The sequence below is a fragment of the Vreelandella sp. 21 genome (assembly GCF_050995515.1).
Taxonomy (GTDB): domain Bacteria; phylum Pseudomonadota; class Gammaproteobacteria; order Pseudomonadales; family Halomonadaceae; genus Vreelandella; species Vreelandella alkaliphila.
This window is the reverse complement of sequence record NZ_CP194673.1, coordinates 3393370-3414465: the sequence shown is the minus strand read 5'-3', so window position 1 is coordinate 3414465 and position 21096 is coordinate 3393370. Positions and strand designations below refer to the sequence as shown.

General features: G+C 52.8%; 16 protein-coding genes. 6 read left to right on the top strand and 10 right to left on the bottom strand.

Translation table 11 applies throughout. The features are described from left to right. The first annotated feature begins 94 nt into the window (after positions 1-94). Positions 95-1360: an S-methyl-5-thioribose kinase gene (gene mtnK / locus ACN06F_RS15575; RefSeq protein ID WP_433924243.1), complete on the top strand. Its 1266-nt coding sequence runs from the start codon at positions 95-97 to the stop codon at positions 1358-1360. Between the two features lie 258 nt (positions 1361-1618). On the opposite strand, the gene ACN06F_RS15570 is transcribed toward mtnK, so the two are convergent. The 3 genes from ACN06F_RS15570 to mtnB are packed head-to-tail and all read right to left on the bottom strand — an operon-like array spanning position 1619 to position 3452. Beyond that, complete coding sequence (locus tag ACN06F_RS15570) at positions 1619-2167, bottom strand: 1,2-dihydroxy-3-keto-5-methylthiopentene dioxygenase (RefSeq protein ID WP_038478518.1); 549 nt, start codon at positions 2165-2167, stop codon at positions 1619-1621. A gap of 11 nt (positions 2168-2178) precedes the next feature. Then, positions 2179-2865 (bottom strand): acireductone synthase, encoded by a 687-nt coding sequence (mtnC, locus tag ACN06F_RS15565; protein ID WP_433924242.1) that lies wholly within the window; start codon positions 2863-2865, stop codon positions 2179-2181. Next, positions 2862-3452, bottom strand: coding sequence for a methylthioribulose 1-phosphate dehydratase (gene mtnB, locus ACN06F_RS15560; protein ID WP_433924241.1), 591 nt, complete (start codon positions 3450-3452; stop codon positions 2862-2864). The genes mtnC and mtnB overlap by 4 nt, the downstream gene beginning before the upstream one ends. A 111-nt stretch (positions 3453-3563) precedes the next feature. Here mtnB and mtnA point away from each other — a divergent pair, with 111 nt between their 5' ends. Next, positions 3564-4589 carry an S-methyl-5-thioribose-1-phosphate isomerase gene (mtnA, locus tag ACN06F_RS15555; RefSeq protein WP_095603714.1) on the top strand — a complete coding sequence of 342 codons (1026 nt, stop codon included), beginning with the start codon at positions 3564-3566 and terminating at the stop codon, positions 4587-4589. Between the two features lie 5 nt (positions 4590-4594). On the opposite strand, the gene ACN06F_RS15550 is transcribed toward mtnA, so the two are convergent. The 6 genes from ACN06F_RS15550 to ACN06F_RS15525 form a co-directional block, all read right to left on the bottom strand. Next, a complete protein-coding gene (locus tag ACN06F_RS15550) occupies positions 4595-5437 on the bottom strand; it encodes a carbohydrate ABC transporter permease (protein ID WP_198349469.1) in 843 nt (280 codons plus the stop codon). Continuing rightward, the gene (locus tag ACN06F_RS15545; RefSeq protein ID WP_038478503.1) at positions 5434-6318 is read right to left on the bottom strand and encodes a carbohydrate ABC transporter permease; all 885 of its coding nucleotides are present in this window, start codon (positions 6316-6318) and stop codon (positions 5434-5436) included. The genes ACN06F_RS15550 and ACN06F_RS15545 overlap by 4 nt, the downstream gene beginning before the upstream one ends. Before the next feature lie 63 nt (positions 6319-6381). Continuing rightward, positions 6382-7662 carry an ABC transporter substrate-binding protein gene (locus ACN06F_RS15540; protein WP_038478500.1) on the bottom strand — a complete coding sequence of 427 codons (1281 nt, stop codon included), beginning with the start codon at positions 7660-7662 and terminating at the stop codon, positions 6382-6384. Positions 7663-7691: 29 nt separating this feature from the next. Continuing rightward, positions 7692-8822 (bottom strand): ABC transporter ATP-binding protein, encoded by a 1131-nt coding sequence (locus ACN06F_RS15535; RefSeq protein ID WP_415964982.1) that lies wholly within the window; start codon positions 8820-8822, stop codon positions 7692-7694. 217 nt (positions 8823-9039) lie between these two features. Beyond that, positions 9040-12555 (bottom strand): P-loop NTPase fold protein, encoded by a 3516-nt coding sequence (locus tag ACN06F_RS15530; protein ID WP_231658026.1) that lies wholly within the window; start codon positions 12553-12555, stop codon positions 9040-9042. Positions 12556-12877: 322 nt separating this feature from the next. Beyond that, a complete protein-coding gene (locus ACN06F_RS15525; RefSeq protein WP_231658028.1) occupies positions 12878-14317 on the bottom strand; it encodes a sigma-54 interaction domain-containing protein in 1440 nt (479 codons plus the stop codon). A gap of 199 nt (positions 14318-14516) precedes the next feature. On the opposite strand from ACN06F_RS15525, the gene speB reads away from it, so the two are divergent. From speB to ACN06F_RS15505, 4 genes are all read left to right on the top strand, one after another. Next, on the top strand, positions 14517-15467 hold the full coding sequence (gene speB / locus ACN06F_RS15520) for an agmatinase (RefSeq protein WP_095603720.1): 951 nt from the start codon (positions 14517-14519) through the stop codon (positions 15465-15467). Positions 15468-15602: 135 nt separating this feature from the next. After that, positions 15603-16985: a YjiH family protein gene (locus ACN06F_RS15515; RefSeq protein ID WP_433924240.1), complete on the top strand. Its 1383-nt coding sequence runs from the start codon at positions 15603-15605 to the stop codon at positions 16983-16985. Between the two features lie 11 nt (positions 16986-16996). Beyond that, a complete protein-coding gene (locus tag ACN06F_RS15510; RefSeq protein ID WP_433924239.1) occupies positions 16997-18661 on the top strand; it encodes a 5-guanidino-2-oxopentanoate decarboxylase in 1665 nt (554 codons plus the stop codon). Further along, the gene (locus ACN06F_RS15505) at positions 18662-20122 is read left to right on the top strand and encodes an aldehyde dehydrogenase family protein (protein ID WP_433924238.1); all 1461 of its coding nucleotides are present in this window, start codon (positions 18662-18664) and stop codon (positions 20120-20122) included. 2 nt (positions 20123-20124) lie between these two features. On the opposite strand, the gene ACN06F_RS15500 is transcribed toward ACN06F_RS15505, so the two are convergent. Continuing rightward, on the bottom strand, positions 20125-21087 hold the full coding sequence (locus tag ACN06F_RS15500) for a hydroxymethylglutaryl-CoA lyase (protein WP_433924237.1): 963 nt from the start codon (positions 21085-21087) through the stop codon (positions 20125-20127). Positions 21088-21096 lie beyond the last annotated feature (9 nt).

The following is a 21096-nucleotide window of genomic DNA, read 5'->3' as shown; positions in this document are numbered from 1 at the left end:
AAGCTCATTACTGAGGTTGATGTCTTTTAAATGAGGGCATTTGACAACCCTGCTGGGGTATGACAAACAAGCATCATTTTTCGCGAGGAATCAAATGGTGGCGTACGAGCAGCCCTATCAGGCATTGGATGTCGGCACCCTGGCGCAGCGGCTAGGTGATGTAGAAGAAGTCGCAAGCCGAGTGGGCGACAACCCCGGGCAGTGGCAGATTCGCGAAGTAGGGGATGGCAATCTCAACCTAGTTTTCATTGTATCGGGGAGTGCGGGAAGCGTGGTGGTAAAGCAAGCGCTACCCTATGTGCGTATGGTCGGTGAGAGCTGGCCGTTGCCACTTTATCGCGCCCACTTTGAGTATTACGCCCTGGTACGCCAAGCCCAGCGTGCGCCAGGCATCGCCCCTGAAGTGTTCTATTTTGACAAGGCTCAAGCGCTGATCGTCATGGAGTACCTTTACCCGCACACGATTCTGCGTCGCAAGCTGATCAACGGTGAGCGGGTTACACAGCTTGGCGAAACCATTGGTGAATTCTGTGCGCGAATGGCGTTTCGTGGCTCGGAGCTATCGTTAAACAGCCCTGAGAAGAAAGCCGACGTGGGGCTGTTTTCAGGCAACGTGGCGATTCCTGCTATTACCGAATCCCTGGTGTTTACCGACCCCTATTATGGCGCCGAAATGAACCGTCATACGCCGGAGCTTTCGCCGGTAGTGGATGAGCTGCGCCGTAATACGCGCTTAAAAGCTAAGGTGCAGCGGTTGTTGATGAAGTTCACCGCGAATACTGAAACCATGCTGCACGGTGATTTGCACTCCGGGTCAATTATGGCCACCGAGTCGGATGTGCGGGTGATTGATCCCGAGTTTTCTCAGTATGGCCCAATGGCCTTTGACCTAGGCATGGCCGTTGCCAACTTCCTGATGGCCTACTTCAGCCAGCCTGCTCACCGCCAAGCCGATGAGCTTGATGCCTACCAAGCGTGGATTCTTGACGTGATTGAAGCGTGCTTTACCCGCTTTGACGCCGAGTTCCGCCACCTGTGGCAAACCGAACGCACCGGCATTCTGTTCCCCAGGGCGCTGTTTGAAGCGCAGGGAAACAGCGCCGATGACGCCTGCGATGCACTGCTTGAAGAGATCCGCCTGGATGCACTGGCTTATTGCGGCATTGAGATGCACCGTCGCGTTTTATCGTTGGCCCATAACGCTGACTTTGAAGAGATCGAAGACACCGCGCTCCGCGCTAAGCTTGAAGCACGCAATGTGCTGATGGGCCAAGCGCTGATTATGGAGCCGGAGGCCTATCGTGAGCTTACCGCACTGGCGGATTTAGCCAGGGCGTATAACCAGCAAGAGGTGTTATAAACTCTTACCCCTCTCGATATAATGGACTTCTCGATAATGGCACTGTGGCTGATCCCGCCTCGGTGCCAACCTCGGTAACGCTGGCGCGTTGCTTCGCGGGTGCGCTGACGCTTACGCCACGCTACATAATAAGCCCAACTCAACTATTGTTAAGCCCCGTAGCGCGGTGTAACGAATCTCGCGAGGGACGAGCGTATGAGGCACCCGCGGGCGGCACTATCTCCAACGCTTCACAACTTACGATTCACCATTCACAGCTTACAGCTGATCCAAGCGATCAAACTTTCCAGCGATATCGCTCTCTGTCCAGTGAGGCACCCAGCCTTCCACGTTATCGAAGAAGCGCAGTGCAGTGAATTCTGGCGCTGGGCCCATATCAAACCAATGGGGTGTGTTCGCGGGTACGCTGATCAGGTCATTGCGGGTACACAGTACCTGATACACCTTGTCTTCAATATGCAGGCAGAAAAGCCCCTGGCCCTTGACGAAGAAGCGCACTTCGTCTTCGTGATGGCGGTGCTCGTTTAAGAACTTCTGGCGCATGGCGTCTTTGTCTGGGTGCGTGGGCACCATGTGCAGCACATCAACGGTTTGGTAGCCGCCCATGGCTTTAACCCGGTCGATGTCGTCTTGATAAAGCGCTAAAATATCTTCCTGGGTGGCATCGTCGGCAATCTCGCCCGGCGTTGCCCAGCGTTCGAACAGCACACCCACCTTGTTCAGCTCAGCAGTTATCTGCTCGCCGTCAGTGATGTCCAGCAGGGCATCGTTAGGGTTCTGATCAGCAAATACTTTCAGTTGCGACATTCTAGGCTCTCCTAAAGCGCAATTTCATCAAAGCGGGAAACGCACGCGTGGGTGTTGCCCGCCTGGGTGCCTTCGCGAACTAACTGCAGGGTTTGCATGCCCGCCTGCTTGGCGGCGTCCAGCTCTTCGACCACGTCCGACAAGAACAGCACCGCTTCCGGTGGCAGGTCAAGCTCAGCGATAATTCGCTGGTAGGCCGTGGCTTCGCGCTTATGGCCAATATGAGTGTCGAAGTAGCCGCTAAACAGGGGGGTTAAGTCGCCTTCTTCGCTGTAGCCAAACAGCAGCTTCTGCGCCTGCACGGAACCTGACGAATACACGTACAGCGCTTTGCCTGCCTGCTGCCACTGGCGCAGCGCCGAGGCGACGTCGCTATACAGGTGGCCTTTAAAATCGCCACGCTGATAGCCATCGGCCCACACCATACCTTGCAGTGCTTTCAGCGGAGTAACTTTTTGGTCAGTCTCGATCCAATGTAGCAACTGCGCAATGACTGCTTCCAGCGTGGCATCAGCGTCGCCCATTTCGCGGCGCACGGTGCTAATTTGCTCGGCAACCTCTGGAGAGTCAGCATTTGCCCGCAAGAAATCGGGCAGCTTGGCCTGGGCGTAGGGAAACAGCACCTTATGGACGAAGTTAATATCCGTGGTGGTACCTTCGATATCGGTGACAACGGCGCGAACAGCAGGGTTACTCATTTAGACCACCGGCTCTCTTCAAGTACACAGGACAGTAAAAATTCAATGGCTTCCAAGTGCCGACGGCAACTAGCGATGCTATCGCCCACGGCATAAATACCGTGCCCCGCCACCAAAAAGCCCCAGGGCATCGGCCAGCCGAGGCGTACATGCTCCGCTAGCTCGTCCATATCTTGGGAATTTGGTACCACAGGTAAAAGAACCGAGGCATCATGAGTCACGTTGCTTTGCAGGGCTTTTTGCATCTCGAAGCCACTTAGCTCAATACCGTTTGGAAAGCGCCGTGACAGCACAGTGCTGGCTAGGGTATGGGTATGCAGCACGCAGTTGATGGTCGGGTCTAGCCGATAAAGCGCAGCGTGAAGATCACTTTCCGCGCTAGGTTTCCCATCACCGGATAACACCTTGCCATCCAGGTTGCAGAGCAAGAGGTCATCGGCCTGAATGCGGGTTTTATCCCGGCCAGAAGCGGTGACAAGATAGCCCGCCTCGGTACGGGCGGAAAAGTTACCGCCAGTGGCTGGCGTCCAGCCTTGCTGCGCCGCCCATGAAATGGCGGCCAGCAGTTCAGTTTGTAGCGTCATCATAGGATCTGCGTCGCCTCATCTAGTAGCAGCCATTCTATATGATAAGCTTCGCGCCTGATAAGCCGCGCCGTTGTTCTGCTAGTCAAGTTCAAGTGCTCAAGGAGTCCAGCAATGCCACACCTACAGTCACGCAGTTTACGGGTCTATGCCGACCACCTTGAGTATTTGGATCAAACCCAACTGCCCCAGGCGGAACAGTGGGTGCGCTGTGGTTCACCAGAAGAGTGGCAGCATGCGGTGAAAAACCTAGCGATTCGCGGGGCACCGCTGATTGGTTTGAGCGCCGCTTTCGTGCTGGCTCAATACGCCGCGCGTCATCCGCAAAGTGATTGGCAGTTGGTAAGTGATCGCTTACGTGCTACACGACCCACCGCAGTGAACCTGATGTACTGCCTGGATGCCATGGAAGCCTGCTTTGAGCAAGGCGTCAACGCCCTGGCCGAACGTGCCGCTGAACTGTTTGCAGAAGACCGCGCGCTTTGCCAGCGTATGGCCGAGCGGGGAGCCGACCTTTTGCAATCAGGCGACCGCATATTGACCCACTGCAATACCGGCGCGCTGGCCACCGCAGGCGTTGGCACCGCCATTGGCGCGCTGGCCGTTGCCAAACAGCGCGGTGTGACGCTGCATGTGTATGTGGATGAAACCCGCCCGCTGCTGCAAGGTGGCCGCTTAACCGCCTGGGAAATGGCCGACTTAGGCATTCCCTATCAATTGATTGCTGACAGCATGGCCGCGAGCTTAATGGCCGCGGGGAAAGTCGATAAAGTCATGGTCGGTGCCGACCGCATTTGTGCCAACGGTGACTTCGCCAACAAAGTGGGTACTTACATGCTGGCGGTGATTGCTCACTATCATCAGGTGCCGTTCTATGTAGTGGCCCCTTACACCACGGTAGATCCCGCCTGCGCCACTGGCGCCGAGATTCCTATTGAACAGCGTGACGGCGCCGAAATACGCGGTGTTTCGGGTGCCTTTGGCGACGTAGTGTGGGCACCCAGCGATGCTCCCGTATGGAACCCTGCCTTTGATGTTACACCCGCCAAGCTGGTCACCGCCTGGGTGCTAGACACTGGCACCTTCGATGCCGCCGCGATAGTGCGTGGCGAACACTGCCAGGGGCGTGCAGAAAGATAGTGATCCTAGCGAATCCCCGCTCTTAAAAACGACTGCACGAACTGGCGTTGGAAGAGCAAAAAGGCAATTAGCAGCGGGGCGATGCTTAACAGCGTCGCAGCGCTAACGGTCGCCCAGTTAACCCCAGTTTCGGGCGCGGAAAATACCCCTAACCCTACCGTTAGCGGGCGGCTCTCTACCGAGTTGGTCACCACTAATGGCCAGATAAAGTTATTCCAGTGGTGGCTAATCGAGACCAGCCCATAAGCAAGATAGGTAGGCTTGGCTAGCGGTACGTACACCTTCCACAAAATTTCCAGCCAGTTGCAGCCTTCGATGCGGGCGGCGTCTTCCAGCTCCCTTGGAATGGTTTTAAACGTTTGGCGGAGCAGAAAAATACCCAAGGCACTGGCCACGTAGGGCAGGCCAATCCCGGTGATGGTGTTGATCAGTCCCAGCTCACTGGCGATGCGGTAGTTCTCGACAATCAGCACTTCGGGGAACACAAAGAGCTGAATCAGCACCAGCATAAACAGAACGTTCTTGCCGGGAATCGGAAAGCGCGCAAAGGCAAACGCCGCCAGGGTACAGACCACAAACTGGCCAATCACTACTCCCGTTACCAGCGCAAAGGTGTTCAGGTAGTAGCGGGCAAAGGGTGCTTGAGACCAGGCGTTAGTGAAGTTCTCCAGCGTCAGCGGGGCGAAAAGCGCAAAGTTGACCATAAACTCGCTAGGGTGGAAGGCGGCCCAAAAGGCGTACAGCAGCGGAAAAATCCAAATAATCGCCAGTAGCCACGCGGCCACGGTTTCCAGCGTTGGGATTGAGAAGAAGCGGGAGCGGTGCGCATAGGCAGTGGTCGTATTCATTGATAGTGCGTCCTGCGATCTAAAATCGTGAACTTAAGCGTGGCCACTACCGCGAGCACTAGCAGAATCACCACCGTAATGGTGGCTGCCGTGGTGCGGTCAAAGAACGAGAACGCATTCTCGTAGACGTAGTAGAGCAGCAGGTTGGTGGCGTTGTTGGGCCCACCCTTGGTCAAGATAAATAGGTGATCCACGACCCGTACCGAGTTAATCAGCGCATTGATGAGCACAAACAGCGTGGTGGGCATGAGTAGTGGAAAGGTGACGCGCCAAAAGAAGCTCCAGCGGCTAGTGCCTTCTAAATCAGCCGCCTCTTTTAACTCGGGTGGCATACTCTGTAGCGCCGCCAAGTAGAAGATCATAAAAAAGCCGGCCTCCTTCCACACCGACATCACGATCACCGAACTTAATGCAAGGTTTGGATCGCCCAGCCAGTTCACCCCAGAAAAGCCCAGCATACCGAGCAGTTTATTGAATAGGCCAATTTGTGGCGCATAGAAAAACATCCAGATATTGGCGGCAGCGATCATGGGTAGAATCGTCGGCGTAAAGTAGGCCATGCGCACAAAGCCCCGACCGCGAAGCTTGCCATTGACGAATAGCGCCATACCCAAAGCCAGCGCGATAGACGTAGGAATCGTACCGACGGCGTAGATTAAGTTGTTACGCGCTACTTTCCAAAACGTCGGGTCATCGAACAACACTTGATAATTTTCAAGGCCTACGAATTCAGTGGGTGCACCGCGAAAGCCGGGTAAAAACAGACTGTTAATGACCGTCGTCACGGTCGGTAAATAAGCAAAAGTCGTCAGCAGTACTGCAGCGGGCAGTAGCAGAAGCGCGCCATAGAGCTGCATTTTGCGGTGGTTGGTGAATGACATAGTGAAGTACCGCAAGTTGGAAAAGCCGGGGCATGCCCCGGCGAACAGTAAAATGGCTAACGATTAGCGGGCGTAGCGGCGTAACACGCTATCGGCCTCTTGCTGCGCCTGGCTAAGCGCTTCTTGCGCTGTCATTTGGCCGGTCAGCGCTGCTTGCACGGCGTTATCCAAGGCGCGGCGAATGCGGCCACCCTGGTAGGTGGAAAGCTCTGCCGTGCCGTGTTCAAGCTGGTCGCGGGCGACCGCGGCAGGTGGGAACTCTTCCACATAGCCTTGCAGCGCGTCGGTTTCGTAGGCGGCGGGGCTAACGCCCATATAGCCGGTTTCAATCGACCAGGCGGCAGCTCGCTCGGGAGCGGTCATCCAGCGGATAAAGGTCATCGCTGCGCGCTGCTCTTCTTCTGTCGTATCTTCAAAAATGTAGAAGTTACCGCCGCCGGTGGGGCTGCCGCGCTGGGTTTTCATCGGCAGCATAGCGACGCCAAAATCAAAATTGGCTTCGCTGCGTACCGCGGTCAGGTTGCCCGTGGTGTGCCACATCATCGCCGTGGACTCTTCCAGGAAGTTCTGGCGCAGGGTGCCCCACTCAATGGTGCCGTTAGGCATGGCATTGTGCTCGGTGGCCAATGATACCCAGTACTCCAGCGCTTCAACCGCTGCGGGGTCGTCGAAGTAGACCTCGGTGCCATCTTCGCTCATTAGCCGGTGGCCGTTCTGAAAGGCAAAGGCCTGGAACATCCAGTAGGGGTAGCCAGTCGATGGCACCATCACGCCCCACTGCTCGCCGTTGGAGGCTTCGCGCACGGTGGCGGCCATTTCGGCCATCTCTTGCCAATTCTCAGGGGGCGTTTCGGGGTCTAGGCCAGCGGCTTCAAAGGCGTCTTTGTTCCAGAACAGTACGATGGTGGAGCGCTGGAAGGGGATGCCGTAGGTTTTGCCATCCAACTGGCCATTTTCCATCAGCCCTGGGTAGAAGCCATCGAGCCATTCGCGCTCTTCATCGGTTTCGACCAGGTCATCAAAGGCGACGATGGCGTTCTGCTCAATCAGCTCGTACAGATCGATGGAGAACATGACCGACAGCTGCGGCGTTTCACCCGCTTCCATCGCTGACATGGCGCGCACGCGGGTGTCGTCGTAGTTACCGGCGTAGATCGCTTCCACATTGATATCGGGGTATTCGCTTTCAAACTCTTCCACCAGATTATCAACGACGTCGGTGAGTGCACCGCCCACTGCGACCGGGTAGTACATGGTCAGATCGACGCTATCCGCGTTTACCTGGGCGGCGCTAAACAAGCCCGCTGCCAGAGCGGTCATTGCAAAAGGGGTACGCAAACGCATAAGAGACTCCGCAAGTGTCAGTACTGCTGTCAGTGTTGGAAAGAGCCCACCGCCGGTGGGCGAGGAATGCTGCGAGATGAGCTGGGTAAGGGGAACGTCGTCAGGTCATCCCGCCGCAGGCCTTCAGCATCGAAAAGGTGTGTATTCTCTGACGTCCAGTAGAGGCTACATGGCTGACCTGTCAGTGCCTGCTTGCCGCTAAGCCGCACGCGTAGGGTGTGCGACCCCACTGCCACATAAGCAATGGTATCCGCTCCCAGGTACTCTTCACTTAATACGTTAGCGGGTACGCCGGAACCGGGGGCGATACGCAGTTCGATATCTTCCGGGCGGATGCCCAAGTGTCCACCAGCGGCATCCAAGGGAGCTACGAGGGTACTTGGTTCGCCTTCGATAACGGCACCATCTTTACCGGCTACTAGTGGCAGCAGGTTCATGGCGGGACTGCCAATAAAACTGGCGGCAAAAGCGCTAGCGGGGCAGTTATAAAGCTCGTCCGGAGTGCCGTCCTGGACGATTTTGCCGTGCTGCATCAGAATCACACGATCTCCCATGCTCATCGCTTCCACTTGGTCGTGGGTGACGTAAATCACCGTCATATTCAGGCGACTTTGTAGTGCTTTGATTTCCCTACGCATGTCGCTGCGTAGCCGAGCGTCCAGGTTGGATAGCGGTTCATCCATCAGGCAGATCGGGTGTTCGGAAATAATTGAGCGCGCCAAAGCAACCCGCTGGCGTTGGCCGCCGGAAAGTTGCGCAGGTTTGCGGTCTAGGTAATCGGTTAAATCAACCAGTTCGGCGACCTTGGCCAGTCGCTGGCGCTGCTCATCTTTGGGTACCTTGCGGCTGCGCAGGCCAAAAACGATATTGTCGGCAACGCTCAAATGCGGAAACAGCGCGTAGGACTGAAACACCATGCTCAGCCCACGGTCGCCGGGCGGCAGGCGGGTAACGTCGCGCTCGCCGATATGAATACGCCCATCGCTGGCCTCTTCCAGGCCCGCGATCATGCGCAGCGTGGTGGATTTACCACAGCCTGAAGGGCCGAGCAGAATGACAAATTGCCCAGGTGTGACGTCGAAGGAGATGTCATCGACGGCAGTAGTCGCGTCCCAACGTTTAGTGACGCGTTCCAAGCGAATACGCGATTGGTTTGACATAGCACACACATCACCGGCTGTTGGTTGTTATTGGTTCAGCTTGTGTTGAAGGTGTTGCCGTTGTATGACACTTAAATGGATGGTTGATGACAGCCATTGTGTCAAGCGGAAAATTCACTTGGTGACTTTGATGCCATAACGCTGAAGCCTGCGTACCACGCTGGATTGGCTGATGCACAGTGGCTTTGCTCGAATAGTGAGTTTACAAAACTGCATCTCACTCTGTTATATCCTTCTCGGAGTCTCCGTCGGTTGTATCCGGCTTTAATTTTCTTTTAGACTTGCGTAATTTTAAATTTTTCCTAAGTTCATCTAGAGTGGCATGGTGTTCCTCAATATTATGCCCATCAAAATAGTCATTAAGCTGAGAGCGCATATTAGTTGATACTTTGGCCACGCAGCTCGCCCAAGTTAATGGCTTTGAATTAACGAATTCGAGAGCTTTTACAGGATCATCGGTTAGCAAGGGAATAAGAACTTTTGAAACTGCAGTTTCCGGACGGTCTTCTAGAGGCAATTCTGCGAACAGTTCTGGAAATGCTGACATCGCTGCGTTCAGGCCTTCGGAAGCTACAGGCTTGTCAGCAATTCGTTCAAAAACATCAGTTGAAACCCCTTTCCTACTGCTAATAGGCAGCGCTGTCCAAAAAGTATCGTGATTATCTAAGTTTATGGCTGCTGTATCTCTCTCAATAATGGCTCCTGACACGAAGTCTGCCAATGGAGCGCGGAGGTTGTTTGGTGGGATATCCCCATTGAGATCAGCACCTCGGGCAAAAAGTAGTTTTCGGTTGCGGTCATCATTATTGAGCGCTTTTTCCCACTCTGAGCTCGATATTGACTTTAAATGCCTATCAACACGATTAAGAAGGGCAACCCATGAAGGTATCTCTAGACCAGCGATGTCTTTTATTAGTTCATGAGGTGCTTCGTCCAGTGAAAATTGATCAATTTGTTCAGTAGTAATTTCACACCCAACTCTTTTAACCATCGCATCTATAACTTCAGGCTGAAAATGGGTTTTTAGGTTTGCGTAGTTGTGGTTAAGAGCTTTGAAATTAAGAGCTGGGCAATCATTAGATGAAAAAACTCCATTCAAAACGCCTTTATACAAAGCATTTTTCGGCGATTTAATGAGTGTGGATAACCATTCCTCAACGTTGGAAAATTCTATTACAAGCTCTGTAAGTATCTTCAATACTTCATTGGGTACTGCTCCTGTATAGAATTTACTAAACCAGGAGTGTGGAGCGCTGACATCTCCAAAAGGTGGTTTACTAGCTGATGATAGAGCTGGGATATTGTCTGACTTTACTGCAAGGTGCGTTAACCATAACGCTCTGGCAACGGTTTTCCAGTCTTCTTCCTCGTGGGCCTTAAAGGTATGCCAAGGCAGAGAACCATCAGAAATTGTTGTTTTAATAGTTTTAGGAGTGTCGGCTTGATTACTGATATTAGCAGCAGCCAAGGCAAGGTTTTCAAAATATGTTTGCCTATCACCACTCTCTTCCAGAAGATTATTTTGTATTTGCTCTGTTAGTTTGCTGAATATGGTTACTCGGTCTGAGTTCGTTATAGCGTAGTTTAGCTCGTGCCATAAAAATGAAAAGAAGCTAGGGTTTTCGATGATGTAGGGTATAAGTTCAGTTGTTATTTCGGTTGATTTATATTTTGCTACATTAGAAAACTGTGAGAAATTTAAGTCGACTTCATCACAGTCGAGCGCAACGCCTATATAGAAATTAGCTGTATATGGGATTTTGATCGCCCCTGGTATCAGCTTTGCTATTTCCTCTCCATGGATATTTTGAGCTTCCTGAATAAACCTGCCAATGAAATTAATCCAAGCACGGCCTACTTCTTCTTTAGGTTCCTTGGGGATGCTCTCTTTTACCCATTTAGCAATTTTTTGCATATTCTCCACCAATGAAGTTTTTGGTGAACAAGCGATAATGTGAAATAGTGGCTTATGATCTTTCCACGATAAAAGATCGATTGTGGCCATTTTGGATATAGCATCTATGAAATGTCGGTTGCAAAGTTCTTGTATTGAAGGCTCAAGGGCTAGATCTGAATAGTTGGTAAGGGCAGTTTCAAAGTCTTCTAGTGAGGTGGAAGCCCAGTTGGTGCACTCTTTTGATAGAATATGGTCAAGTTGCTGTTTAAAGCCAGGTGAGGAAGAAAGCTCAATTAGATGGTCACTTTTATGGTTACGAAGTCCAGCTACAATGTCTCTATGGAGTAAAATTTCCAGGGCGTTAGCGGGTTCTACATTGTAAGCAAGCGCAGCTAGTTCGCTATCAAGGTTAGATGCCGGAGCAAAGTGTCGAAAGCGAGCGTGTATTGTTTCGGGATTTTGAAGCGACCTAGGCTCTGCTTCTAGCTTTGTTCTATGTAATATAAAGATGGCTATTGCTTCAATAGAGATAGCTCCCTTCCATTGATACCAGAGCATACCTACATCATTGACGAAGGATTTAACCTGCCTTGGCGTTGGGTTAGAAACCTTCTCATTTAAAAACACATCGAATATTTGAAAGAGGCGGTACTTCTGTCCATCGTCAAATTGCTTGGGTAAAGCTTTTTCAAGACACTGGGCGAAGAATGCATCCACATCGGAATTCACTGGTGGGGCGACTGTTATAACGGCACTAAATGTCTTTCGGAAAACATCCTCTAACCCGTAGTTGAACTTAATCTCCTCGTTATGATTAACTGATATGTTGTTGCTGTTCGTCTCTTTATTTTCAAACGCAGATATAACATGTGCCCTATCGTAGGGGACCAATGCAGTAACAACAGCTTCTGAAGGTTTATCACGATGTCCATCACGTGAAAAAATTGATCTGACGCTAGACCACGTCTCTTGAATAAGGTCATTGGGGAGGCGGTCAATATTGTCGAAAACAATCACTACCCGCCGATCGGCTTTTTGTACCAGTGCGAGTATCTCAGTGAAAATCTGATGGAACTCATATTTGGTTGGATCGCCATCTCGTATTGTTTGTGTGACAGTGTCTTTATCCGATTTGCGAGCGAACAGTGAAAAAGTACTATCCAATGCCTTTCGGAATGATTTTTTGGTTCGCCATAGAGAAATGGCTTGCCATATAAATCCGACCACTACAATACAGATGAGCAGAACAGCAGCCCAATGCCCGTAATCATGCAGTATTTGAAAAATGAGTGGTAAGCCGGGATCAGAATTAGCTAGCTCATCAATTCCGACCACGCTTTTGTGTAGGTTAGCTGAAAAAGGACTCAACCAAAGCACCAAGAATGGCAGCAAAAAAAGGGCGCTCATAAGTATGTAGCCGAATATAGAGAACTCACGGGAACTCTCAGTATCAACGACCTTCGTTTTTCCCTGAACACGCCGCTTCAATTTTTTGTATGTCGCATTGTCTGAGGCATAGGGCTGGGACCAGGCGAGGAACTCCTCAAGGAAGGCCCGTCGAAATTCCACACTTTGACTTGCCCAAAGATCGAATGAAAAGAAAGCAAACTTCTTAGGGTGGCTAATATCGAGCTCTTTTTCAGTGATCGTAACGACCGTTGTTTTTCCGCTTCCCCAAGTCCCCTCTAGGCCGATTGAGCGATCTTCATTAGAGAATTTGACGATTGCGTTAGCTAGTGCTCGTGCGGATCTCTCGTGTCCTTTGCCGGAAAAACCATCAGCCTCTTGTGGGTCATCAGACAAAAAATCGAAAGCAATTTCTTCTGTTTCTCTCATTATCGTTTAGTCCTTTGTATCTAAGTAAAGGTACGCTGGAGGGCTAATCTTATTCAATACATTGTCATGATATTTTCTATAGAAAATTCTGTGTTTTTCTTGGAATTCAGTTTCCATGTAGCCACAATGCTGATTGTTTTGTGATAATGGAAATTAAAAATAAAATATAAGTTATTGATTTTAAGTGTTTTTTAAGGTTGGCGTCTCTGAGGTATAGTGATGGTGATTTTTAAATATAATTTACTCTGTTGCTTGGTAAATCAATTCCGTAGTGTCGATCTAAATGAGCCCCATCGCCCACCATTTTACCTTAGGTATAAGATCACTTAGGTCTCGTTACTTGCTGTTGTGAAGCACTCAGACCATAACGCTGAAGCCTGCGTACCACGCTGGATTGGCTAATCCCCAGCCGTTCAGCGATGGCGTACGTGCTAGGGAGCGTTTTGCTCAACGCTTCCAGTGTTTCGCGTTCTAGTCTGGCTAGGTACTGCTTTAGGGTTTCCTCTGGTGCTAAGGCGGCGACTAACGAAGAGGTTGAAGTTTGCGCTAGATTAGCAGGGGGCTGCTCCGTAAAGGGGTGAGGACTAGGTGCTTCAATTTGATCCGTTGGGCTGGATAGCCAGGCTCTTTCTAGCCAGTTTTCAAGCTCGCGGACGTTACCTGGCCAGTCGCTTCCCATTAACGTTGACCATACTGGGTTGCCCAGGATTTTTTGTCGCCCATAGCGTTGGTTAAGGCGTTTCAAACAGGCTTCCACGAGATCAGGAATATCTTCTCGGCGGTCGCGTAAAGGGGGAAGCGTGACCGGTATGACGTTGAGACGGTAGTAAAGGTCCAGACGAAATAGGCCCGCTTCTACTTGTTTAGCTAAATTCTGATTCGTGGCGACAACTAAGCGAAAGTCCACTTTGCGCGGTCGTGTATCGCCTAACCGGGTAAGGCTTCCGTCCTGGATAACTTTTAGCAGTTTGGTTTGCATTAGTAAGGGAAGCTCACCGATTTCATCGAGAAACAGCGTGCCACCTTCTGCTTGCTCTAATAAGCCTGCTTTTCCTTGGCGAGCCGCGCCGCTGAACGCGCCGGGCTGATAGCCAAACATCTCAGACTCAAATAAGTTTTCGGGAATGGCCGCACAGTTAACCTCAATAAAGGGATGGTTATGGCGTTGGCTCCAACGATGCAACTGTTTGGCAAACGCGGTTTTTCCCACGCCCGACTCTCCCAGCATCAATACATTAGCGTCTGAGGGGGCGACCCGTTTGAGAAGCAAGGCGACTTCACGCATAACGTGGCTTCGCGCCTGCAAGTTATCCAGCGCGTCGTCCAGCGCTTGCTCCTCGGCATCGGGGGCTGCTTGGCTACGTTTTAAGTGCTCACTAAAGCGCTTCTGGAGTAGTGCATATTCGTCTTGTAGGAGCTGTAAATCGGTTAAGTCTCTGGAGCGGCTGATAACACGCTCCAACTTTCCATTCACAAAGACAGGGTAGGCTTCAGCAATCACACGGCGTCCGGTGCCTGTTACCTGCATAAGTTGGGCTGGCTGGTGGGTGCGCATCACTTCTAAGGTGATGGATGGCTTCAAGATGCCTGCTTGCTGAAGCTGATAAACGCTATTGCCTAGTAGCTCTTCCCGGGGCGCACCATAAACAGCCTCAGCACCGGGGCTAATATCAAGCACTCGACCCTCTCCGCTGACGATAAAGAAGTGATCGTTGGCGGTTTCCACAATGGTTTTTAGCACGCACTTATCGATTTCACTCATAGCGATTGTCTCTTGAGCAACCTGTGATTCATTTTTGCATCGATGATGCATATATGACTTAAGTGTACGTGATTTTGATTCATTACTGCATCGATAATGGCTGAAAGCCCTATTGTTAGGGCGTTTAGAGACTTGGCATGTTCTGTGCAATGTAGTTGTTATTCAGCGCTACAACATGAACAACGCCAAGGAGATCTGTATGTCTGATTTTAACCAGCCGCTTGGGGGCAATAGCATGCCGCGCTTTGGTGGGCCAGCCACCATGATGCGTTTACCCACCCAGGAAAGCGCCGCTGGCTTAGATGCTGCTTTTATCGGTATTCCAATGGATATTGGTACGTCTAACCGCCCTGGTACGCGTCTTGGTCCACGTCAGATTCGTGATGAATCTCGCATGCTTCGACCCTATAACATGGCTACCCGCGCCGCCCCGTTTGAAAGTTTACAAGTGGCCGATATAGGTGACGTGCCCATCAACACGTTTCACCTGCCCAAAAGTGTGGACATCATCACGGCCTTTTATGATGACGTGCTTAAACACAACTGCATTCCGCTGACGTTGGGCGGCGAACACACCCTGACACTGCCCATTTTACGTGCCATTGCCAAAAAGCATGGGCCAGTGGGGCTGATCCATATTGATGCCCATGCCGATGTGAACGAGCACATGTTCGGTGAGCCGATTGCCCATGGCACGCCGTTTCGCCGTGCCCAGGAAGAAGGCCTGTTAGCCCACGGCAAAGTGGTGCAAATCGGCCTTCGTGGTACCGGTTATGCCGCCGAAGATTTTGATTGGTGCCGAAGCCAGGGTTTCCGCGTTGTTCCCGCTGAAGAGTGCTGGCATCGCTCGCTTGCTCCCTTGATGGAAGAAGTGCGCGAGCAGATGGGCGATGTGCCTGTCTATATTAGCTTCGATATCGATGGCTTGGATCCTTCTGTTGCGCCAGGAACGGGAACGGTAGAGATGGGCGGACTGACCTCAGCGCAAGGGCTAGAAATTGTGCGCGGTGCGGCAGGCTTGAACATCGTCGGCTGTGATCTAGTGGAAGTGTCGCCTCCTTATGATCCCAGCGGTAATACCGCATTGATGGGCGCCACACTGCTGTACGAAATGCTCTGCGTGCTGCCGGGCGTGAAACACAGTGATTAAGCTGTCCTGAAATAGCTAATAAATAAAAGCGCTTACCTGACAAAGCGCTAATGGTCAGAGAAATGGCAGGCTGCTTATTGCCTGCCAGGACGCCACCAGCCCACCTCCAATAATCACTTCTAATAGGTGAACCGTATGTCTTTCTCTCAAGTAAAATTGGATGATGCCGAGCCGTCGGCTCCAATTCACCGTGCCCATTTGCTGAAGTTTTTGATTCCCTCCTTAATTGGCGTCCTCTTGTTTTTGGTGCCTTTTCAAGTGGGAGGAACGATTAATATTGGCATGGGCCTAATGGCCGATGGGTTGCAGTCGCTGCTTGGTTCTGCACTACCTGCCATTGCCATGCTAGTCCTATGTCTGTCCGTAGTGATAACGCTTTACGTTAAAGTGGCAAAGCCTAACTGGGCGCAACGTGGGCACTTTCAAGAGATGTTTGACGTAGACACTATTTGGGTAGTGATGCGCATCTTAGGTGCCATCTTTGTCGTCATGACCTTTTTCCAAGTCGGCCCAGAATTTGTGACGGCACCGTTTACTGGCGGCGTAATGCTCAATGATTTGGCGCCGGTGCTACTGACGTTCTTCTTCTTTGCGGCGATTCTGCTACCGTTTTTGGTCGAATTTGGTTTTATGGAATTTATCGGCACCATGGTGCGTAAGCCGTTTCGGGTGATTTTTAATCTTCCTGGACGCAGCGCTATCGATGCAACGGCTTCTTGGATGGGGTCAGGCACCGTGGGTGTATTGATCACCGCCCAACAGTATGAACAGGGTTATTACAATGCTCGCGAGGCATCGGTCATTGCGACTAACTTTTCAGTGGCTTCCATCGCGTTTAGTCTACTGGTTACGAACTTTGTTGATATTAATCATCTCTTCGTACAGTTCTACTTTACGGTAGTCGTGTCAGGGCTGATTGCTGCCATCATCGTGGCGCGAATTCCCCCTCTATCGCTAAAATCTAACGACTACTACGAGCCTGTTGGCTGCCAGTTGAGCGAGAAGCGCACAGAAAATGTAGGGCTGTTTCGTTACAGCTTGCTCCAGGCAACTCGCCGGGCAACGGATGCGCCAGGGCCAAAAGAGTTGGTGCGTTTAGCACTACTCAACGTGATTGATATCTTTTTGACACTGCTGCCTTTGGTATTTGCTATCGGCACCGTCGCGCTGATCTTAGCCGAGTTTACTCCGCTGTTTACCTGGCTCTCTTATCCCATGGTTCCAGTGCTTGAGTTGCTGCGTATCCCTGAAGCACAAGCGGCTGCTCCAGCAACGTTGGTCGGGTTTGCCGATATGTTCTTACCAGCGGTGCTAGCGACGAATATTGAAAGCGAGCTGACCCGTTTCGTTATCGCTTGCTTGTCAATGACACAGCTGGTGTATATGTCGGAAATTGGTGCGCTGCTACTCAAATCGAAAATCCCCATCAAGTTCTGGGAACTGGCAGTGGTTTTCTTGCTGCGTACCGCGATTACACTACCGATCATCGCCTTTATGGCCCATACATTTTTCTTCTGAGAGGGCCTGTCATGAACGCTGACGCAATGCGCAATCACTCAACCATGACCTGTGCCGAACTGTTGATCCGCCTACTGCGCGAAACCTATGGCGTTCGAACTCTGTTCGGTATTCCGGGCGTGCATACGGTAGAGCTTTATCGTGGGCTGGAAGGCAGCGACGTGCAGCATATAACCCCGCGCCATGAGCAGGGCGCAGGGTTTATGGCCGACGGCTATGCCCGCGCCAGCGGTCAGCCTGGGGTATGTCTGATTATTACTGGCCCGGGAATGACCAATATTGCCACTGCGATGGGCCAAGCATTAGCAGACTCTATCCCCATGCTGGTGATCTCCAGCGTTAACCGTCGGGATACGCTGGGGCTAGGCCAAGGTCGGCTGCACGAGCTGCCCAGTCAGCAGCAGATGATCAGCGGCGTGGCACGCTTTAGCCACACGCTATTAGATGCCAATACGCTACCTGATGCGCTGGCCCGCGCCTTTGCCGTGTTCAGCGGTGCGCGCCCAGGCCCGGTGCATATTGAAATTCCGATTGATCTGTTCAATGCGCCGGTGAAGGTACCGGACAGTTGGCAAGCGCCAGCGCTTTACCGAGCAGCGCCTGACCCAGAAGGGCTTGCCGAAGCTGCCCATTTGTTAAAGGCCGCGAAGCAACCCTTGCTGCTGTTAGGTGGTGGCTGTGTGGCAGCGCCAGAGGCAGCGCGGGCACTGGTAGAGAGGCTTGATGCCCCGACGGTGACGACTATCAACGCCAAAGGGCTACTAGGCCGCGACCACCCGCTGGATTTGGGCGCGAATGCCGCGCTGCCTGCGGTGCGCGAACTAGCCGCTAACGCCGATGTGATTTTGGCGGTGGGTACCGAGCTTGGCGAGACCGACTACGATGTCGTGTTTGATGGTGGCTTTCACCTCAACGGTAAGCTGATTCGTATTGACCTCGACCCTGAACAACTGGTGCGTAACCAGCATACAACGCTTGGTTTAGTAGGCGATGCCGGACGTTGCCTAGCGCTTCTACTCGCTCATTTCCCCGAACCTTTGCAGCGCCACGGTGTGGAACGCGGTGTTGAACGAACTGCCACTACGTTGGGCGCACTGAATCTGGTTAATGATCCGGCTTTTAGCGACTTCGTACCGCTTTATAAAACCCTGGCTGACCATCTGCCCGAGGCGATTTTGGTGGGCGATTCTACCGCACCGGTGTATGCGGGCAACCACTTAGTCAGTCAGCCAGCGCCAAGACGCTACTTCAATGCTTCTACTGGCTACGGCACTTTGGGCTATGGGCTGCCGGCGGCGTTAGGTGCGCAGTTAGCTCGTGCTGATCTACCCGTGGTGGCGCTTGTTGGTGATGGTGGGGTGATGTTCACCCTTGCTGAGCTTGCTACCGCAGTAGAGGAACGCCTGCCGGTGGTGATTGTGCTTTGGCACAACGCAGGCTACGAAGAAATTCGCCGCTATATGGATGCCAACGGTGTGGCTCGTTTGGGCGTGGATATTAAAGCCCCCAACTTTCTTACCTTGGCCGAAGGGCTTGGTTGCCCAAGCGTGCGGGTTGAAAGCCCTGAGGAGCTTGCAAACTCACTCGCTAAGCGCGTTTCAAGTGGCCCGTTACTCATTGAAATAGACGCGGCTGCTTGGCAGCGTGCGTGCAGAATTTCCGACCAGGATACGTAGATGCCGTTACTCAACCAGCAAGTTATCAATCAGCAGTTCATCAACAACCAATGGGTTGCCTCAACAGGCACGCGCATGCTCGATGTGATGAACCCTTATCGCGAAGAGCGCATTGCTCAGGTCACGGCGGGGGACGCGGCAGATGTCGACGCTGCCGTTAAAGCCGCTCAGCAAGCACAACCTGCTTGGCAAGCGCTGGGTGGAGCTGCGCGTGCAAAGTACCTAGATAGCTTTGCCGATGCGTTGGAGGCCCGTCGAGAAGCGCTAATCACTCTGTCAGCCACTAATAACGGCAAACCGCTAGCTGAAGCAGGCATCGACCTGGACGACGCGATTGCCTGTTATCGCTATTACGCTAAGCAGGCCAAAGCACTGGATGCCCGCCAAGGCGAGTTGGTTAGTGTGGAAATGGAGGGCGTTGAGGCGCGTACGTATCATGACCCTGTGGGCGTCGTGGGGTTGATTGCCCCCTGGAACTTCCCGCTGGTGACAAGCGCCTGGAAGCTGGCGCCCGCGTTGGCGGCAGGCTGCACCGCAGTGCTCAAACCGTCAGAGGTGACGCCGCTCCCCGAGTTGGCACTGGCAGAAATTGCCCTGGAAATTGGTCTGCCAACCGGTGTACTGAACCTGCTTAACGGCGATGGCGAGGGCATTGGCGCACCGCTAACCAATCACCCAGGTGTGGATAAAATCTCTTTTACGGGCAGTAACCGAGTCGGCGAAGCCGTCATGCAAGCTGCTGCCGTTCGCACTGCCAGTGTCTCCCTAGAGCTAGGTGGAAAATCGCCGATCCTGGTAATGGAAGACGCCGACCCAGCCCAAGCCGCCGACTGGGTAATGGCGGGTATCTACTTCAATGCCGGGCAAATCTGTTCAGCGACTTCGCGTTTACTGGTACATGAAAACGTAGCAGAAGCACTCTACACCGCCCTAGCTGAGCGGATGGATGCGCTAACCCTGGGCGACCCACTGGCTGAAGGCACTGACTTAGGGCCGTTGACCAGCGCTAAGCAGCGCGATGCGGTACAACGCTATTTAGACTTGGCAGCGCAAGAAGGCCTAACGGCAGTGCGCGATATTACCCATCGCACGTTACCCACGCAGGGCTACTTTTTAGCGCCGACGCTTTACCGTGATGTGCCGCTGGAAAGCCGCTTGTGGCAAGAGGAGATTTTTGGCCCAGTGCTCTGCGCACGCAGCATTACCAGCGAAGAAGAGGCGATTAAACTCGCCAACGATAGCGTTTATGGATTAGCTGCGACGGTGATTAGCGGTGATCCTGAGCGGGCAAAGCGCATTGGTCGCCAGCTAAAAGCCGGTAGCATTTGGTACAACAGCGAGCAGCTGGTGTTGCCTGAAACCGCCTGGGGCGGCTTCAAGCGTAGCGGCATTGGGCGTGAACTTGGCCCCTGGGGGCTAAGTGCCTACCTGGAAGTGAAGCATGTGATTGGGCCGGCGTAAGACTAACGCTCGGGCATAGCATAACGCCGGGATGACTTCCCGGCTTTTACTACTTGTCCGGGCACGTCGTGGCCGATAAGTGTCGGCAGGGTGGCGGCAACGTCAAGCAGCGCATCTAGATCGACGCCCGTATCGACCCCCATCGCTGCAAACATATGCACTAAGTCTTCGGTGCATACATTACCGCTAGCGCCTGGGGCAAAAGGGCAGCCCCCCAGCCCGCCTAACGACGCATCAAAGCGGTTAATGCCCGCCTGCCACGCCGCCAGCGCGTTGGCTAAGCCCATGCCACGCGTGTTGTGAAAGTGCAGCGTGAACGGCGTTTCCGGCCATTGCTCAAGCACGGCGTCGCACAGGCGCCTCACCTGGGCTGGGTTGGCCATGCCCGTGGTGTCGCATAGCGTGACGCCTTGAATGCCCCGCGCGATCAGTTGTTCCACCAGCGTAAGCACCCGCCTTTCAGGCACCTCGCCTTCAAACGGGCAGCCAAAGGCGGTCGAAAGCGAGGCGTTGATAAATACGTCGCTGCCTTGGCAGGCCTCCACAATCGCGGCAAATTGCTCAAGCGACTGCTCTGGTGTCATGCGCAGGTTCGCCAGGCCATGGCTATCGCTTGCCGACATCACTAAATTAATCTCATCCACCTGGCAGGCAAGCGCGCGCTCCATGCCCTTAAGGTTAGGCACTAATACGCTGATATCGACGCCTGCCCGGCGCTGAATACCAGTGACAACATCCGCAGCATCGCGCAGATTAGGAATCGCTTTGGGGGACGTAAACGAGGTGGCCTCGATGCGCCGCAGGCCGGTGGTGGAGAGTGCGTCGATCCAGCGGATCTTATCGTCTGTGGGGACAAAGCGCGCTTCAATCTGCAGGCCGTCACGCGGGGCGACTTCATTAATTTCTATTTTTGTAGGACAAGGTGCTGTGGGACAGAGCACGGGTTGGCTCGTGGAATTATGCATAGCGCTCTC

Coding starts and splice junctions, on each gene's coding strand:
- ACN06F_RS15505 (WP_433924238.1), top strand. CDS start 18,662: ATGCCGTTACTCAACCAGCAAGTTATCAATCAGCAGTTCATCAACAAC.
- speB (WP_095603720.1), top strand. CDS start 14,517: ATGTCTGATTTTAACCAGCCGCTTGGGGGCAATAGCATGCCGCGCTTT.
- ACN06F_RS15525 (WP_231658028.1), bottom strand. CDS start 14,317: ATGAGTGAAATCGATAAGTGCGTGCTAAAAACCATTGTGGAAACCGCC.
- ACN06F_RS15515 (WP_433924240.1), top strand. CDS start 15,603: ATGTCTTTCTCTCAAGTAAAATTGGATGATGCCGAGCCGTCGGCTCCA.
- ACN06F_RS15530 (WP_231658026.1), bottom strand. CDS start 12,555: ATGAGAGAAACAGAAGAAATTGCTTTCGATTTTTTGTCTGATGACCCA.
- ACN06F_RS15545 (WP_038478503.1), bottom strand. CDS start 6,318: ATGTCATTCACCAACCACCGCAAAATGCAGCTCTATGGCGCGCTTCTG.
- ACN06F_RS15550 (WP_198349469.1), bottom strand. CDS start 5,437: ATGAATACGACCACTGCCTATGCGCACCGCTCCCGCTTCTTCTCAATC.
- mtnA (WP_095603714.1), top strand. CDS start 3,564: ATGCCACACCTACAGTCACGCAGTTTACGGGTCTATGCCGACCACCTT.
- ACN06F_RS15500 (WP_433924237.1), bottom strand. CDS start 21,087: ATGCATAATTCCACGAGCCAACCCGTGCTCTGTCCCACAGCACCTTGT.
- ACN06F_RS15510 (WP_433924239.1), top strand. CDS start 16,997: ATGAACGCTGACGCAATGCGCAATCACTCAACCATGACCTGTGCCGAA.
- mtnK (WP_433924243.1), top strand. CDS start 95: ATGGTGGCGTACGAGCAGCCCTATCAGGCATTGGATGTCGGCACCCTG.
- mtnB (WP_433924241.1), bottom strand. CDS start 3,452: ATGATGACGCTACAAACTGAACTGCTGGCCGCCATTTCATGGGCGGCG.
- mtnC (WP_433924242.1), bottom strand. CDS start 2,865: ATGAGTAACCCTGCTGTTCGCGCCGTTGTCACCGATATCGAAGGTACC.
- ACN06F_RS15540 (WP_038478500.1), bottom strand. CDS start 7,662: ATGCGTTTGCGTACCCCTTTTGCAATGACCGCTCTGGCAGCGGGCTTG.
- ACN06F_RS15535 (WP_415964982.1), bottom strand. CDS start 8,822: ATGTCAAACCAATCGCGTATTCGCTTGGAACGCGTCACTAAACGTTGG.
- ACN06F_RS15570 (WP_038478518.1), bottom strand. CDS start 2,167: ATGTCGCAACTGAAAGTATTTGCTGATCAGAACCCTAACGATGCCCTG.